Source organism: Alcanivorax quisquiliarum (assembly GCF_023051175.1).
GTDB classification, from domain to species: Bacteria; Pseudomonadota; Gammaproteobacteria; order Pseudomonadales; family Alcanivoracaceae; genus Isoalcanivorax; species Isoalcanivorax quisquiliarum.
Genome location: NZ_JALKII010000002.1, coordinates 131,579 through 147,641 on the forward strand (window position 1 = coordinate 131,579; position 16,063 = coordinate 147,641).

The following is a 16,063-nucleotide window of genomic DNA, read 5'->3' on the forward strand; positions in this document are numbered from 1 at the left end:
AATACCGATTTTTTGCCCCCCCTCTCCCCTGGTCGGACAAGCGAAGCGCAGAACAGCCGCAGGCTGGCCCGAAGGGCGGGCGAATCAGTTTTTTAAGCCCCTCTCCCCTTGCGGGAGAGGGGTTGGGGAGAGGGGGGAGATTATGGCAGAAAATATATACTCGGCTTTTGATCTAGAACGAAACTGGCTGACTCTCGGGATTTTTTGGCCGTGAATTTTTTTGGAAATCTCTACTGAAGATAACTGAAAGTATTGCACCATGTAGCGGGTGTCATGGCAGCTGCACGTCCGTAGCCCCCTCTCCCCAACCCCTCTCCCACAAGGGGAGAGGGGCTAAAAAATGGTTCATCGTTGAATACCGGGGAAGGCGCCACGGAAATCGACGATGAACCTTTTTTGGGGGGCGCCATGCCAGCGCGGGAAAAATAACGCCGCGCTCAGCTTTTCTTTTTCTTCTTCGGCATGATGAATTTCATCAGCGTCATGAACCACATCAGGCCGCCGGGATCGCCTTCCACCTTGATCTTGCCCTGCTGCATGCCTTCCATGAACGCCATCTGATTCTTGCCGGCTTTTTGCAGTGTCTCGAAGGCGTAGCGAGCATCTTCAAATGCCAGCGACACCGTGGGCGCCGCGTGCAGCCCGCTGCGGCTGGTGACGCCGCCGGGCTCGAAATGAAACCAGCGTGCAGGCGCGCCGGCCTTGGTCCGCCACTGCATCACCACATTGCGGTTTTCCAGCTGCTTGCGGAAATTCTCGTCACGGCGCGCCAACCAGCGCAGCCGCCAGGCCAGGATCAGCAGTACCAGCCGAAATCGCATTGGCATTCCCTCGTGGTTGGCAGGATCACCGCATCAGAACAATGCGGGAAGTTCCTTGTTGAGCTTCATGCGTTCGCCGCAGGCATCGCCGGTCAGCGCGTAGCCGCGCAACTGGCCTTCGGCATCCCGGAACAGACCTTTGACGTGATGGCCATCAATCTCGAATTCCCACTCCCCGGCCACCTCTGCCGGAGGCGGCATGCATACCACCGGGCAGGCGGGCGTCTTGATCGACACCGGCATCACGCCATAACTCACTGGCGTCTCTTCGCCGGCCAGCGTTTTCGCCAGCGCACGCGCCGCCGCCATCAGCGGCAACACGTACAACAATACATGGCCATCCACTTCTGCGCAGTCGCCTAACGCATAAATATCCGCGTCACTGGTGCGCAAGCACCGGTCGACACGGATGCCCCGGCCGGTCTCCAGCCCAGCCGCCTCGGCCAGCGCGATGCGCGGGCGCAGGCCCACGGCTGACAGCACCAGATCGGCTTCCACAGTGCTGCCATCAGAAAGAGTGGCGCGCACGCCATCACCATGCTGATCCACACGCTGCACAAACACCCCGAAGTGGAACACTACACCGAGCTTGCTCAGGGCATCCGATACCGCCAGCGACGCCTGCTCCGGCAGCAGCGCAGGCAGGCAGCGACCCACCGGCTCCACCAGATGCACCTGATACCCGCCGTTGGTGAGATCATTGGCAAATTCACAGCCGATCAGGCCGCCACCGGTGATCAGCACCGTCTTCTTGCCGGCCACCGCCTCGCGAAAGCGGGCGTAATCCATCAGATCGTTGACAGTATAGACCCGATCAAGCCCATCACCTTCCAACGGCGGACGGAACACCTCTGCACCACAAGCCAGCACCAGTTTGCTGTACGCCAGCCGCTCATCACCCAGCACCACTTCTTTCGCAGCGCGGTCGATCGCGGTCACGGTAACGCCGGTGCGCACCGTGGCATTGAATGCAGTGGCGGTCTGTTCCGGGCCACCCATGGCCAGCTCATCTGCTTGCTTGCTCTTGGTGAAACCGGTGGAGAGCATCGGCTTGGAATAATTCCGGCCATCGTCGCTGGTGAGCAGGATGACGGGGGTTTCCTGATCAAGCTTGCGCAGCTCTTTCAGCAGGTTGAAACCGGCCAGCCCGGTTCCGATGACAATGATGGGGCTCATAGGTATGCGGTATCCGGCAGAGGCGAGGGGATTACCGAATCGGGCGCGCACGCGCCCGCATCAGTAGCGTGAAGCAGAAACAGCGTGGATCAGATTTCGACCATCTCGAAATCGTCCTTGGACACGCCGCAATCCGGGCACACCCAGTCTTCAGGCACATCTTCCCAGGCAGTGCCCGGTGCGATGCCCTCTTCAGGCAGGCCATCAGCTTCACTGTAGATGAAGCCGCATACCACACATTCCCACTTTCTCATTCGACTATCCTCAAAAACGGTTCAGCCTTGACGGTTCCAGGCAGGCACGGCGCTGGCGAAGGCGCTAACCTAGCGGTGCCCATATGAAAAATCAATGACATCCCAGCCACGTTGCCATTGGTCTATGGCATCATCTGGCGCTACCCCCGGCAGCACTGGCAAACTTGCCAAGCGCCAGCCCCTGCCGCATAGTGCGCGCGGCCTTTCCGAGCCGGCCCGGAGCCCCGAGTGACGCTGTTCTGCCCCAGCCCGATCTTGCCTGCACATTGCCACTGGCAGCCACTGGAGCGCCAGCCGCTACCCCCCGTGATCGGCGACTGGCTGGCCGATGCCGGCTCCCTGACACGGCGTCTACGCCGCCATGGTCACTTCTCCGTGCAGCCCGTGCACCAACAGATCGCCACACCCACCGCCACCGAACTGCGTCTGCTGGAGCTGCCGGCCCGCCAGCGAGCATTGCTGCGCGAAGTGTTTCTGCTGCTGGATGGCACGCCTGTGGTGTTCGCCCGCAGCGTGCTGCCGTTGGCGTCGCTCCACGGCGCCAACCGGGTGCTGGGCCACATGGCCAAGCGCTCGCTGGGCCTGGAACTGTTCCGGCCACCGAGAGCCGAGCGTCGCGCCGTCTGGGTAACTCACCTTGATGCCGCGCACCTGCCTCTGCCCGATACCACCGGCGCGCTGTGGGGCCGGCAATCCCTGTTCGTGAAACGCGGCAGCCCCTGCCTGGTGGCCGAGTTTTTCCTGCCCACCCTGTGGGCACGGCCGGACATCCGCCGCAGCCGGCCAGCGCGCCTGCCCGGCTAAAGCACCGGCGCTGCACCACGCAGCCAATCAGGTATTATGGCGCCAGCGTTCACCAGCCAGCGAGGCCGCTCACCGATGTTCACCGCCATTCAGACCCGCTTCCCTGCCCTGTGGCCCTGGATACAACTGATGCGGCTGGAGCGGCCTATCGGCGCCTTGTTGCTGCTGTGGCCAACGCTGTGGGCGGTCTGGATCGCCGGTGACGGCACGCCCAGCCTCACCGTCATATTGGTATTCATCGCCGGCGTGTGGGTGATGCGCGCCGCAGGCTGCGTGATCAACGATTTCGCCGACCGCAACTTTGACGGCAGCGTGGCCCGCACCCGCGAACGGCCTTTGGCCACCGGCGCACTGAGTGCCAAACATGCGCTGCTGCTGTTTGCCGGGCTGATGGTGCTTGCGTTGTTGCTGCTGATTCCATTGAACCGCTTTGCCTTCTATCTCGCTTTCGGCGGCGCCGGTCTGGCAGTCCTGTATCCATTCATGAAGCGCTTCACCTTTCTGCCGCAGCTGTTTCTCGGTGCCGCCTTCGCGTGGGCGATCCCCATGGCCTTCGCGGCCGAAGCCGGGAGCCTGCCGGCTGCCGCCTGGCTGATCTTCACGGCAAAGGTGGTGTGGACGGTCGCTTACGATACCCAATACGCCATCTGCGACCGGGAAGATGATCTGAAAATCGGCATCAAGAGCACCGCCATCCTGTTCGGCGAGGCCGACCGGCTGATCATAGGACTGTTGCAGGCCCTGACCCTGTGGCCGCTGTGGCTGTTGGGTCGTGGGCTGGAGTTCGGCTGGCCGTGGTACGCCGGCCTGGCAGCGGCCGCGCTATTGTTCGTCTACCAGCAGTGGCTGATCCGCAATCGCGAGCCCGCAGCCTGCTTCCGCGCCTTTCTCAATAACCAATGGGTGGGCCTGGTGATCTTTGCCGGCTTGTGGTTGCAGTATCTGCTGCGCTGAACGCGCATTGTAAAATCTTGATAAACGCCCCGTCACGGCGCTATCCCTGCTGAATCTCAGGGGGTTAGCGCTGTTTTCACGCCTCAAACACCCGCCTGCGGCTGCGCCCTCCTTTGCACTGTCATATTCTTGTCACCAAATGGCCATCTAATAGGCATCCAACACTAGCGAAGAATCAGGCAGTCATGAGCAAACACAAGATCCTTATCGTCGATGACGAGCCGGCGATCCGCGAGATGGTCGCCGTGGCGCTGGAGCTGGCCGATTTTGAAGTACTGGAAGCCGAGAACGCGCAGCAGGCCCACGAAGTGATTGTCGATGCGCGCCCGGAACTGGTGCTGCTCGACTGGATGTTGCCTGCCGTCAGCGGTATCGAGCTGGCGCGACGCCTCAAGCGCGACGACAGCACCTCTGAAATTCCGATCATCATGCTGACCGCCAAGAGCGAGGAAGATAACAAGATCCAGGGGCTGGATGTGGGCGCGGATGATTACATCACCAAGCCGTTCTCCACCCGCGAGCTGATCTCGCGCATCAAGGCAGTGCTGCGGCGCACCTCGGTCACTGGCGCAGAAAAAGCGATTGATGTGGAAGGGCTGTGCCTGGATCCGATCAGCCATCGCATCACCGCCAACGGCGAGCCCGTGGACATGGGGCCGACCGAATACCGGCTGCTGGAATTTTTCATGAGCCACCAGGAACGTGCCTACTCCCGCACCCAGCTGCTGGATCAGGTGTGGGGCGCGAACGTGTATGTGGAAGATCGCACCATCGACGTGCATATCCGCCGCGTGCGCAAGGCGCTGGCCCCCTACGGCTTTGATCGCTTCATCCAGACCGTGCGCGGCACCGGCTACCGCTTCTCCACCAAGACGCCCCGCGCAAGCTGACCACTGACCCTGCCAGGGCGGCGATGTACACTCGCCGTGGGCAGAGCCACGGCAACATGGCATTGGCTCGACACGACATAGATCGCAGCGGAGCGTCTCTTTGAATTTCACCATCGCCTCGGAGCTGCGCCGGATTCTGTTTTTGCTGGCCGGCGGCTTCCTGTTGTCCTGGTACTTCAACACTCTATGGCCTGCTGTACTGGCGGCGCTAGCCTATATTGTATTTTCCACCACTCAGCTAGTGCGCTTTCACCGCTGGCTGCGGCAGTATCCGGGTAACTGGGAGCCGCCGGAGAGCTTCGGCGCCTGGGGCGATCTGTTCGATAATCTGTATCGTATGCTGCGCAAGGAATTCACCGCCCGCGACGAGCTCCAGCAACTTATCACCCGTGCGGAGAGCTCCGTCACGGCGCTGCGCAATGCCATTATCGTGGTCGACAAGCGCGGCCGGCTGGAATACTGGAACCAGGCCGCCGAGCGCCTGCTGGGCTTCCGCTCACCGGAAGACCACCGCCAGACCTTCACCAATCTGGTGCGTGATCCGCGCTTTGTGAGCTATCTGCAATCCGGCAATTTCGAGCACCCGATAGATCTGCCTTCACCGCTGGACGACGATGTGCAGCTGGAATTCACGATTACTCGTTTTGGTGCCGGCGAATGGCTGGTGGTGGTGCGCGATGTAACCCGACTGCACAACCTTGAGCAGATGCGCAAGGATTTCGTCGCCAACGTCAGTCACGAGCTGAAGACGCCGCTCACCGTGCTCAAGGGCTATCTTGAAACCCTGCTGGATACCATTCCGGCCGAACAGAAGCGGGTGCTGCGGGCGCTGATGCAGATGAGCCAGCAGAGCCAGCGCATGGAAGCACTGATAGACGATTTGCTGCTGCTGGCGCGCCTGGAGGGCACCGAGGCCGGCCAACACACGCAGCGGGTGCAGCTGGCCCCGATCCTGCGGCGTTTGCGTCAGGACGGCCTGGCCACCGACCCGGAGAAAAACCATGAGCTGGTGCTGGAAGTCGATCCTGCCGCCGCGCTGCTGGGCGACCCGGCAGAGCTGCAAAGCGCCTTCAGCAATCTGATTACCAACGCCGTGAAATACACCCCCGCCAACGGCCGGATCGAAGTGCGCTGGTGGGAAGATGACGCGGGCGGCCATCTCAGCGTGCTCGACAACGGCCCCGGTATTGAAGCACGCCATGTGCCACGGCTGACGGAGCGGTTCTATCGGCCGGATTCCAGCCGTGTGACCCAGACCGGCGGCACCGGCCTGGGCCTGGCCATTACCAAGCACGTGCTGATCCGCCACAACGCCCGGCTGGAAATCAAAAGCACGCCCGGCAAGGGCAGCACGTTCACCTGCCACTTTCCGAGCTACCGCCTGCCGCCGCAAAACGAGGAGTGAGCCGCCTCTATCCCTGGCGCGCAGCACCGATTAGGCTATGAACATGGTTTGTCTTGTGCTGCGGCGGCCCAGGCCGGGATTACTATTGTTGTTGAGTCTGGCGGCAAGCCTGTGGGCGCCGGCGGCGTCTGCGGATATCGCCGACACCGCAGCACTGGCCGAGACCATACACCGCGATGGCATGGCGGCGCGTATGCTGATCCAGTCCGGCCAGCAGGGCGATACCGCACGCGGCAGCGTGGATGCGATTGTCGATTATCCTTTTGCGGAACTGAGCAGCGCGCTGGCCGGTATCGATCCCTGGTGCGAAATCACCTTTCTGCATTTCAATATCAAAGCCTGCGTGTACCGTGAAGGCAGCGATGGCGTGCTGGTCACGCTCTATAGCGGGCGCATGCATTACCTGCCGCCCGAAGATGCCTATCGCAATGAATATGTATTTCGTGAAGTGCGGCGCAACGACCAGCAACTGGCGCTGAGCATTCTCGGTACCGATGGCCCGTTCGGCACACGCGATTACGAGATTCGCATCGAGGCGGCGCCCCTGGACAAACAGCGCAGCCTGTTGCGGCTGAGTTACTCCGTCAGCTACGGCTTGCTGACACGCACCGCGCAACGGCTCTACTTTGCCACCGCCGGGCGGCATCGCATCGGCTTTTCCATGGAAAACGGCAGGCCGATCCGCGGCCTGCGCGGCATGATGGAGCGCAACACCATGCGCTTTTATCTTGCCCTTCAAGCCTACCTCGAATCACCGGAAGACGATGCGCTGACCCAACGGCTGACACGCTGGCATATGCTGACGCTGGAACATCCTGCACAATTGAAAGAGCTACCGCTGGAAGAGTATCTGGACAACAAGCTGCGCGAGCGTGCCCATCAGCAAGCATTGCAGGCGCAGGCGGATTCCACCTGAGCGCGTCAGCGCCCGCTATTTCTCTGGCTCACTCTTTGGCGGACCGCTTTCCACGTCACTGAAACGATCCACTTGCCGCAGCGGCCGAAAGCCCCAGGCCCAGCCGACCACCACCGCCAGCGTGGCCGCGCCGCCCATGACCGCTGCCGGCACCGTGCCCAACCACGCGGCGGCCGTGCCGGCGCGGAATTCGCCCAGCTCGTTGGAGGAGCCGATGAACAGCATGTTCACGGCGTTCACGCGGCCGCGCATCTCATCCGGGGTGGCCAGCTGAATCAATGTGGTGCGCACATACACGCTGATCATATCCGCCGCGCCGGCCACCAGCATGGCGGCGAACGACACCCAGAATACCGTCGAGAACGCGAATACCAGATTCGCCACACCGAACACCGCCACTGCGATAAACATGACCAGCCCGACGTGCCGTGTCAGCGCCCGGGTGCTGAGATAAATACCCATCAACAGCGCACCGACCGCCACCGCACTGCGCAGGGCTCCCAGCCCCTCGGGGCCAACATGCAAAATCTCGCTGGCGTAGATCGGCAACAGCGCCACGACACCGCCAAGCAGCACCGCGAACAGATCCAGAGAAATCGCGCCGAGAATAATCGGGCGGGAGCGAATGTAGCGGATGCCGGCCGTAAAACGCTGCCAGGCGGCATCGGTGACGGGCAGGATTTTTGCCGCATACAGCACCGGCACCGGCACCAGCAGCACCATGCCCAGCACAAAACAGCCCAGGCACACCGCATAAGCCAGACCGCCGCCAAACGCATAAAGTACGCCACCAATCAACGGCCCGCCGATCACGGCAATTTTCATGATCATACTGTTGACGGCAATGGCGCGAGCCAGTTGCTCCCGTGGCACGATTTGCGGCAACAGGCTTTGCAGCGCCGGGCCGGTAAAGGCGCGGCCGCACCCGAACAGCGCCAGCACTACATAGTAGTAGGCAACGTCGTGCTCGCCGAGGGAGAGATAGAGCAGCATGCCGCTGCACAAAGCCTGCGCGCCCCAGCTCAGCAGCAGGATGTGCTTACGGCTATAGCGATCCACCAGATCGCCCGCCGGCAACAACAGCAGCAGCATCGGAATAAACTGCGCCAGCCCGACCCAGGCCAGCGAAAGCGGGTCACGGGTAATATCGTAGACCTGCCAGGCCACCACCACCGCCTGAATCTGCATCGCGAATACCGCCGCCAGGCGCGCGAACAGAAACGCAGCGAAGCCCGGCTCCTGCATTACGCGTCGGCGCGCTGGTGCAGCGGAAGTGTTTGTCGTCATGGGTCAAATCAGGCCAAAGCTCAGTAATGCGGGGGCAGCTCGTGTTCCGTGCCGCGCTGGTCTCGAAGCTGGTAGCTCATATCCTTGATATGACCGATCAGCGAGCGGCAGACTTGCTCCAGCTGATCGATCTGCTGTTGCTGCGTGGCCACAATCTCGTTGAGCGTCAGCAGCAAATCTTCCTGATAGGCCAGTTTGGTTTCGATATCGATCAAGCGCTGTTCATCCACGACCCGTCTCCAATCATGTCGCCAAAGCGTACCCGGCCCCGAGGTTGCTGACGTTAGCACAATAACGTACGCTTGGCCCCGTTCTGGGGGAGTAGTCTCTGCGTGGCCCCGGCTTTTTTACACGCAGCGGGCCGTCAACATACTTGTCGCACACGACATGGCGCCCCGACCCTGCCCGCCTTGGGCCAGGGACTGACAAGACTCGGGACACAGGTGCCTCCCTTGGCGGGACGGGCGCATGTGTCTCGACATCAAGATCAGTCCCGCCAGGAAGCCCGAAAATGTTTGTAGAAGCCTTCGCTGTTTCCACTGCCCTGGTTGCCATTGGCGAAATCGGCGACAAGACTCAACTCCTGTCCTTCGCGCTGGCGCAGCGCTACCGCTCACCCTGGCCGATCATGGCCGGCGTGCTGCTGGCCACGCTGCTGAACCATGCGCTGTCGGCCTGGCTGGGAAACCTGCTCGCCGGCCTGATTGATCCGAGGTGGCTGACCGGATTGCTGGGCGTGAGCTTTATACTGCTCGGCCTGTGGATGCTGATACCGGACAAAGACGAAGAGCTGGGCAACGGTCACCGGTTCGGCCCGTTCGTCGCCGCCTTCGTGCTGTTTTTTATCGCCGAGATCGGTGACAAAACGCAGCTTGCCACCATCGCTCTGGCGGCACGATTTCCCGAAGGTTTCATGGCGGTCGTAACAGGCTCCGCACTGGGCATGATGCTCGCCAATATCCCGGTCATCTGGCTTGGAGCACGGTTGATCAGCAAACGCGGCGAGCTCTGGGCACACCGGATCAGCGCCGGGCTGTTCGTTTTATTTGGCGCGATCACGCTGCTGGCGCTGGTGTGGTGAGTTGTCGCCCGAAAAGCACACCACGCTCGCTCAAGCGAAGCAGCCCCTTGCTCTGACGCACGGAGCAATGCGCCTGGCAGTCTGACACTGGTATTGCCACCTGATCCGAAACGAAAAATGGCGCCGCAGGGCGCCATCTTCGGTGCCGTCATGAAGCTCAAGGCTTGCCGCGTACTTTCTTTTCCATTTCATCGACACTGATGTGGCGCACGTCCTTGCCCTTCACCAGATAAACGATCTGTTCACAGATATTGCGCGCATGATCGCCCACCCGCTCCAGCGAACGAAGCGTCCAGATGACATTCAACACACGGGAAATCGATCGGGGATCTTCCATCATGAACGTCACCAGTGAGCGCATGGCGGTGCGATACTCGATATCGATCTGCTCATCTTCACCCGCCACTTCTACCGCTTTGTCTGCATCGAAACGTGCAAACGCATCCAGCGCTGAATGCAGCATCCGCCGCACATAGTTGCCGATGTGACGTGCTTCTACATAACCGCTGGGCGCGCCGCCTTCTTCAGCCAGCTTCAGCGCCATGGCGGCAATCTTGGCTGATTCGTCACCGATCCGCTCAAGATCGGACACGCACTTCGACACGGCAATCAGCAGGCGCAAATCGGAGGCCGCCGGTGCACGCAATGCCAGCACACGGGCACACTCTTCATCAATTTTCTTTTCCAGATCGTCAACACGATCCTCGACCTGCAACACTTGCTCGGCCAGCGCCGAATCGCCCGTGAGCAGCGACTGCAACGCATCGGCAACCTGCTTTTCAACCAATCCGCCCATTTCCATCATATTGGTGCGGATGGATTCCATTTCTTCGTTGAACTGGCTGGAACTGTGTTTACCAAAATGGAAGCGATCCATGACGCTCTCCTCAACACTACGACTCATCAGCCAAATCGGCCGGTAATATAAGCCTCTGTCAGATGGTGATCCGGCTGCGTGAACACTTTTTCGGTGTTGTTCACTTCAATCAGCTCGCCCAGGTGAAAATAGGCAGTGCGGTCTGACACGCGCGCAGCCTGTTGCATCGAGTGGGTAACGATAGCGATGCTGTACTGGCTCGACAGCTCGTCGATCAGCTCTTCGATCTTTGCCGTGGCAATCGGATCAAGTGCCGAGCAGGGCTCGTCCATCAGAATGACCTCCGGGCTGACGGCAATGGCGCGAGCGATGCAAAGTCGCTGCTGCTGGCCACCTGAAAGCCCGGTGCCCGGCTTGTCCAGCCGGTCCTTTACTTCATCCCAAAGGCCAGCGCGGCGCAAGCTGTTTTCGACGATTTCATCAAGATCGCCGCGCCCCCGGGCCAACCCATGCAGCTTCGGCCCATAGGCGACATTATCGTAAATCGACTTCGGAAACGGGTTAGGTTTCTGGAACACCATTCCCACCTGCGCCCGCAGCATTACCACATCCAGAGACGGGTCGTAGATATCCTGCCCGTCCAGAGTGACAGTACCTTCAACGCGGCAATCCTCGATGGTGTCGTTCATCCGGTTCAAGGTGCGCAGGAAAGTTGATTTCCCACACCCTGACGGCCCGATGAAGGCAATCACCTCGTTCTCCATGATATCCAGATCGATACCTTTGATGGCTTCGACTTCACTATAGAACACTCGTACCGAACGGGCGCTCATCTTCGCCTTGCTCGCCACTTCGCTGCTCTCTTTGCGCTGGCCAATCACATCCGGGCTGATCATTTTCATGGTTACCACCTTCTCTCGAATTTCTTGCGCAGCCAGATCGCCAGCGCATTCAGGCTGATCATCATTGTCAATAGCACAATGATCGCTGCCGAGGTGCGCGCCTCGAAAAAATTGCGCAGCTCATTGCCTTGCCAAAGAAAGATCTGTACCGGCAGCGCGGTTGACTGGTCAAATGGCGTGGTGGGGATGTTGGCGACAAACGCATTCATGCCGATCAGCAGTAGCGGCGCTGTTTCACCAAGCGCTTGTGCCACACCGATGATGGCGCCGGTCAGCACACCGGGAATCGCCAGCGGCAATACATGGTGAAAAACTGCTTGTACCCGGGAGGCGCCCAGCGCCAGTGCTGCATGACGGATGGAGGGCGGCACTGCTTTCAGCGAGGCGCGCGTGGCAATGATGACCGTTGGCAGCGTCATCAAGCTCAGCACCAGGCCGCCCACCAGCGGCGCCGACAATGGCAATCTGAACCAGTTGATGAATATTGCCGCCCCCAACAGACCGAATACGATGGATGGTACCGCCGCAAGGTTGTTGATGTTCACTTCAACCAGATCGGTAATCTTGTTACGGGGCGCGAATTCTTCCAGATAGATCGCACTGGCGACACCCACGGGGACTGCCAGAAAGATCACGATCAGCATCATGAACAGCGACCCCATGAACGCGCCGGCCAGGCCCGCCGAAGCAGGTGAGCTGCGCGAATCCGGGTTGGTAAACAGGGCTTTGCTGAACTTGATATTCAGCACCCCTTCTGCCCGCAGTTCATCGGCCAGTGCACGCACTGCCGGGCGCAGCTGCTGCTGGCTGTCGGGCAGGCTGCGATCGATATTACCGCGCACCCAGACATCTACATTGGCATCTGCCACCAGATCCAGTGTGACGCGCTGGCCAATCAATGACGGATCATTGCCGACCAGATCGCGCAGGTGAAAACGCTCACTGCTGGTAAACAGCGCCCGCACATCACGGCGGCTGTTGGCCAGCTCCGGCTTCAGCGCGATGATGCTGTTTTCCAGAATACGGTTCCAGTTCACCATCGTGAGCTGGCTCTGCCAGGCAATCTCCCGCTCACTGAACGCTTGCGGCGTTTCCCCTTCACGCGGCACCGGCCGGGGCTCAAGCTGGATCAGCGTCGGATCAAAATATACTTCGGCCGTGATAGTTGCCTGCCAGAACGCTGGCAAACCACGCACCAGAATGCTGATAAACAGCAAGGCAACAAAGGCCAGGCCAGCCAGCACTGCTGCCAGGCCGAACACGCGGAAGCGGCGTTCGCGGGCATGCCGCTTGCGCAGGCTCTTGGCCACTCGCGCCTGGATAATACTGCGATGACTGAGGGTTTCGTTGCTCATCAGTCGTATTGCTCCCGGTATTTACGCACGATGTACAGTGCTACCACGTTAAGGGCCAGCGTGATGACGAACAGCGTCAAGCCCAGCGCGAACGCCACCAGTGATTGCGGGCTGGCAAAATCAGTGTCACCCGTGAGCTGATTGACGATGGTCACCGTCACGGTGGATACCGCCTCAAGTGGGTTGGCGTGCAGCACCGGGCTGTTGCCCGCCGCCAGCACGACAATCATCGTTTCACCGATTGCCCGGCTCGCGGCAAGCAGGAAAGCGCCGACAATGCCAGGCAACGCTGCCGGCAATACCACCTGGCGAATAGTTTCGGAGCGGGTTGCACCGAGGCCAAGCGAACCATCACGCAACGATTGCGGCACCTGAGTAATAATGTCATCGGAGAGGGACGATACGAACGGGATAATCATCACGCCCATGACAAAGCCGGCGGTCAGTGCACTGGTGGCTCGAATCTGGATGCCCAGCATGTCGCCCACCGAGGCAAAGAATGGCCCCACCACCATCAGCGCGAACACCCCGTAAACAATAGTCGGGATACCCGCCAGCACTTCGATGACCGGCTTTGCTACGGAGCGTAGCCAGGAAGGGGCATATTCCGCCATGTAGATCGCCGTCATCAGGCCAATCGGCACCGCCACCAGCAGCGCGATGATACTGACCATCAGCGTGCCCCACAGTAGCGGCAACAGACCGAACTCACCCTGGCCGCCAGCCCCCGTGGTGCTGAACCGCGGGTTCCAGGTCGTGCCGAAGAAAAACTCCATCGGGCTGACGAACGAGAAAAAATGCATCGCCTCGCCAAACATGGAGAAGACAATGCCAACCGTGGTCAGTACCGCCACACCGGCACAGATGGCCAGCAGGGCTGCAATCACTTTTTCCACATGGTTGCGCGCCCGCAGGGAAGGCCGGATATGACGCCGCGCCATCAGCACACCGGCCATCGCCAACGAGGCCATCAGCGCGATCTTGGCCAGCTGGCTGATTGCCTGCAAGCGCGTCAGCTGCTCAGCGGCAGCGGCTTCCCATGGCGCCACTTCGCCAGCAACACCAAAGCCCGAAGCGATGTGCCCCAGGCGATTCATCAGCACCGACACTTGCTGTGCCGGCATGTCGGCGAGTTCTGCTGGCAGTGCGCCGATCACTATCGAGCGGATGACGGCTGGCTCAAGCAGGCTCCACAAACCAAATACGAACAGTGCCGGCACGCCGCACCAGAGCGCGACAAGCCAGCCATAATAGACGGGCCGGGAGTGCATGCGCTCGCTGTCGGTGCGTGCTACTGCACGGCTGCGCATCAGCCCGATCTGATAAGCCACCGCCATCAGCATCAGCAGTCCGGCGATCAGCGTCAGGTTGTTCATCGTCACTCCAGTCAGCCCCATCGCCCGGGCCGAGTTTGTTCAAGCGGATGCGCTGTCATATTGCGGCAACATCGCCCCGCAAACCAGCAGCCCCCGGTCGCCTGTTCGGGCCACCGGGGGCCGTTTGCTGCCGAAAAGAAACGGGCGCTCAACGGAGCGCCCGGAACTTCAGGCTTATTTTACTGCCTTGCGAGCCTTGAACGCTGCCAGAGCCTGCTCGCGCTCTTCGTCGTTCAGCGGGATCAGACCAGCTTCTTCCAGCGGGCTGCCGAAGCCGGAAACCTGCTCGTTCAGGAAGTATTCGACATACTGGGCCAGGCCCGGGATCACGCCGATGTGCTCACCTTTCACATAGAAGAACAGCGGGCGGGAAACCGGATACTCGCCGGAACCGATGGTTTCCAGGCTCGGTGTCACACCGTTCATGGTTGCCACTTGCAGGCGGTCACGGTTCTGCTCGTAGAAGCTCAGGCCAAATACACCCACTGCATCAGCCTGGGCTTGCAGGCGTGCCAGTGTTTCAGTGTAGTCACCCGCGATCTCGATGATCCGGCCGTCCTGACGCAGATCCAGACACGCTTTGCCCTGGGCATCTTTGTCCAGCTTCTTGATGCTGTCGAACGCCTGGCAGCCCGGAGTCAGCACGCGCTCTTCGAATACTTCACGGGTACCGTGGTTGGAAGCCGGGATCACCAGGATGATTTCCTGGTTCGGCAGGCTGCTGTCCACTTGCGACCAGCGGGTGTACGGGTTGGCAACCAGCTTGCCGTCACGCTCTACTTGTGCTGCAGCGGCGGCGAACACGTGCTTCGGCTCCAGCTTGAACGCACCCTTATCGGCACGCGAGGCAAACACGATACCGTCATAGCCGAATTGCACTTCCAGAATCTGCTTCACACCGGCGCTTGCGCAGCTTTCCACTTCGCCATCGCGAATCGCACGGGAGGCGTTGGCGATGTCGATAGTGTTGGCACCAACGCCCTGGCAGAACTGGCGCAGGCCACCACTGGAACCACCGGAGCCTACCACTGGCGTGTTGAACTGGCTGAACGCATTGCCGAACTCTTCGGCAACGATGCTGGCGAACGGCAGAACGGTGGAAGAACCAGCGATCTGGATGGTGTCACGGGCCATGGCCGGAGCGGCGATGGCAGTCATGGCGGCGGCGGCAATCGCCAGGCCAACTGTTTGCTTGATACGCATTGTCATTTCCTCGTCTGCATAGCTGCGAATTAGGGGCATCCCTCCCGGATACCGGCCCCTCGCGGGTCCTCGGATTCCGGTTCCCCCGCTGGCCCCCGGGGCCAAGGGTCACTGGATTCTCAACCGCGAGTGTTGCAGTGGTATGACAAGTGAGCAGACCTTTTACCCACCGCCACCGCCGAGCAACGCCACTTTAGAGGCCGTTTATGACAAAACGGTGACAAATCGCACATTCGCGATTGCGCCATTACGCAACCGCCGTGTCATCGTGCCGGCGCCAACCCGGCCCACACACCGTACCTGCAAGCTGTATCCCGCCGCAGAAGCGGGCCTGATAGATTGTAAGCGTGCCGGCCTTCAGTAAACTGGCGCTTGCATGCCCTTTTGACTACGAAACGGAATCGAGCCATGACCGAAGAACGTGACGACGAGCCCCAACCGAGCGGCGAACTCGCCATCCAGACCATTGCCATGCCGCAGGACGCCAACTGGAACGGCGATATCTTCGGCGGCTGGCTGGTCTCGCAGATGGATCTGGCCGGCGCAGTGTGCGCCCGGAAGGCAGCGCGTGGCCGGGTCGCTACCGTGGCCATCGATTCCATGTCCTTTCTGCGTCCGGTGCCGGTAGGCGCCGTGGTCAGCTGCTATACCGAGCTACTGGATGTGGGCCGCAGCTCGATGAATATCCGCGTCGAGGTGTGGATTCGCAGCATGGGCGAAGTGGCCAAGGTGACCGAAGGGTTGTTTACCTTTGTTGCCATTGACGAGACCGGGCGCACACGGGCCGTCCGCTAGCATCAAACAAGCCCGCAACAGCCCCGA

17 protein-coding genes are annotated in these 16,063 nt (G+C 60.7%); 7 read left to right on the forward strand and 10 right to left on the reverse strand.

Going from position 1 to position 16,063, the window contains the following annotated elements:
• Positions 1 to 437: 437 nt before the first annotated feature.
• From MU846_RS03620 to MU846_RS03630, 3 genes are all read right to left on the reverse strand, one after another.
• Positions 438 to 821: a hypothetical protein gene (locus tag MU846_RS03620; RefSeq protein ID WP_246948521.1), complete on the reverse strand. Its 384-nt coding sequence runs from the start codon at positions 819 to 821 to the stop codon at positions 438 to 440.
• Positions 822 to 854: 33 nt separating this feature from the next.
• Positions 855 to 1,997: an NAD(P)/FAD-dependent oxidoreductase gene (locus tag MU846_RS03625; protein ID WP_246948523.1), complete on the reverse strand. Its 1,143-nt coding sequence runs from the start codon at positions 1,995 to 1,997 to the stop codon at positions 855 to 857.
• Positions 1,998 to 2,086: 89 nt separating this feature from the next.
• Positions 2,087 to 2,251, reverse strand: a complete 165-nt coding sequence (locus tag MU846_RS03630; protein ID WP_246948525.1) for a rubredoxin — start codon at positions 2,249 to 2,251, stop codon at positions 2,087 to 2,089.
• Between the two features lie 228 nt (positions 2,252 to 2,479).
• On the opposite strand from MU846_RS03630, the gene MU846_RS03635 reads away from it, so the two are divergent.
• The 5 genes from MU846_RS03635 (at position 2,480) to MU846_RS03655 (ending at position 7,220) form a co-directional block, all read left to right on the forward strand.
• Positions 2,480 to 3,055, forward strand: coding sequence for a chorismate--pyruvate lyase family protein (locus MU846_RS03635; protein WP_246948529.1), 576 nt, complete (start codon positions 2,480 to 2,482; stop codon positions 3,053 to 3,055).
• A gap of 75 nt (positions 3,056 to 3,130) precedes the next feature.
• Positions 3,131 to 4,009 (forward strand): 4-hydroxybenzoate octaprenyltransferase, encoded by an 879-nt coding sequence (ubiA, locus tag MU846_RS03640; protein WP_246950162.1) that lies wholly within the window; start codon positions 3,131 to 3,133, stop codon positions 4,007 to 4,009.
• A 185-nt stretch (positions 4,010 to 4,194) separates the two neighbouring features.
• Positions 4,195 to 4,899 carry a phosphate regulon transcriptional regulator PhoB gene (gene phoB, locus MU846_RS03645; protein WP_246948534.1) on the forward strand — a complete coding sequence of 235 codons (705 nt, stop codon included), beginning with the start codon at positions 4,195 to 4,197 and terminating at the stop codon, positions 4,897 to 4,899.
• A gap of 100 nt (positions 4,900 to 4,999) precedes the next feature.
• Positions 5,000 to 6,304, forward strand: a complete 1,305-nt coding sequence (gene phoR, locus MU846_RS03650; protein ID WP_246948536.1) for a phosphate regulon sensor histidine kinase PhoR — start codon at positions 5,000 to 5,002, stop codon at positions 6,302 to 6,304.
• Between the two features lie 37 nt (positions 6,305 to 6,341).
• Complete coding sequence (locus MU846_RS03655; RefSeq protein WP_246948538.1) at positions 6,342 to 7,220, forward strand: hypothetical protein; 879 nt, start codon at positions 6,342 to 6,344, stop codon at positions 7,218 to 7,220.
• 15 nt (positions 7,221 to 7,235) lie between these two features.
• On the opposite strand, the gene MU846_RS03660 is transcribed toward MU846_RS03655, so the two are convergent.
• Positions 7,236 to 8,507 (reverse strand): MFS transporter, encoded by a 1,272-nt coding sequence (locus tag MU846_RS03660; RefSeq protein WP_246948541.1) that lies wholly within the window; start codon positions 8,505 to 8,507, stop codon positions 7,236 to 7,238.
• 20 nt (positions 8,508 to 8,527) lie between these two features.
• A complete protein-coding gene (locus MU846_RS03665) occupies positions 8,528 to 8,737 on the reverse strand; it encodes a SlyX family protein (protein ID WP_246948543.1) in 210 nt (69 codons plus the stop codon).
• Positions 8,738 to 9,018: 281 nt separating this feature from the next.
• On the opposite strand from MU846_RS03665, the gene MU846_RS03670 reads away from it, so the two are divergent.
• Positions 9,019 to 9,588 (forward strand): TMEM165/GDT1 family protein, encoded by a 570-nt coding sequence (locus MU846_RS03670; RefSeq protein ID WP_246948545.1) that lies wholly within the window; start codon positions 9,019 to 9,021, stop codon positions 9,586 to 9,588.
• Between the two features lie 157 nt (positions 9,589 to 9,745).
• Here the strand turns inward: MU846_RS03670 and phoU are convergent, their stop codons facing one another.
• The 5 genes from phoU to MU846_RS03695 form a co-directional block, all read right to left on the reverse strand.
• Positions 9,746 to 10,465, reverse strand: a complete 720-nt coding sequence (phoU, locus tag MU846_RS03675; RefSeq protein WP_246950164.1) for a phosphate signaling complex protein PhoU — start codon at positions 10,463 to 10,465, stop codon at positions 9,746 to 9,748.
• A 26-nt stretch (positions 10,466 to 10,491) separates the two neighbouring features.
• Positions 10,492 to 11,301, reverse strand: a complete 810-nt coding sequence (gene pstB, locus MU846_RS03680) for a phosphate ABC transporter ATP-binding protein PstB (protein WP_306799254.1) — start codon at positions 11,299 to 11,301, stop codon at positions 10,492 to 10,494.
• An 8-nt stretch (positions 11,302 to 11,309) separates the two neighbouring features.
• On the reverse strand, positions 11,310 to 12,662 hold the full coding sequence (pstA, locus tag MU846_RS03685; protein WP_246948547.1) for a phosphate ABC transporter permease PstA: 1,353 nt from the start codon (positions 12,660 to 12,662) through the stop codon (positions 11,310 to 11,312).
• The gene (gene pstC / locus MU846_RS03690; RefSeq protein WP_246948549.1) at positions 12,662 to 14,038 is read right to left on the reverse strand and encodes a phosphate ABC transporter permease subunit PstC; all 1,377 of its coding nucleotides are present in this window, start codon (positions 14,036 to 14,038) and stop codon (positions 12,662 to 12,664) included. The genes pstA and pstC overlap by 1 nt, the downstream gene beginning before the upstream one ends.
• Before the next feature lie 174 nt (positions 14,039 to 14,212).
• Positions 14,213 to 15,241 carry a substrate-binding domain-containing protein gene (locus MU846_RS03695; RefSeq protein ID WP_246948551.1) on the reverse strand — a complete coding sequence of 343 codons (1,029 nt, stop codon included), beginning with the start codon at positions 15,239 to 15,241 and terminating at the stop codon, positions 14,213 to 14,215.
• Positions 15,242 to 15,649: 408 nt separating this feature from the next.
• Between MU846_RS03695 and MU846_RS03700 the strand changes: the two genes are divergently transcribed.
• Positions 15,650 to 16,036 carry an acyl-CoA thioesterase gene (locus MU846_RS03700; RefSeq protein WP_246948553.1) on the forward strand — a complete coding sequence of 129 codons (387 nt, stop codon included), beginning with the start codon at positions 15,650 to 15,652 and terminating at the stop codon, positions 16,034 to 16,036.
• Positions 16,037 to 16,063: the final 27 nt, after the last annotated feature.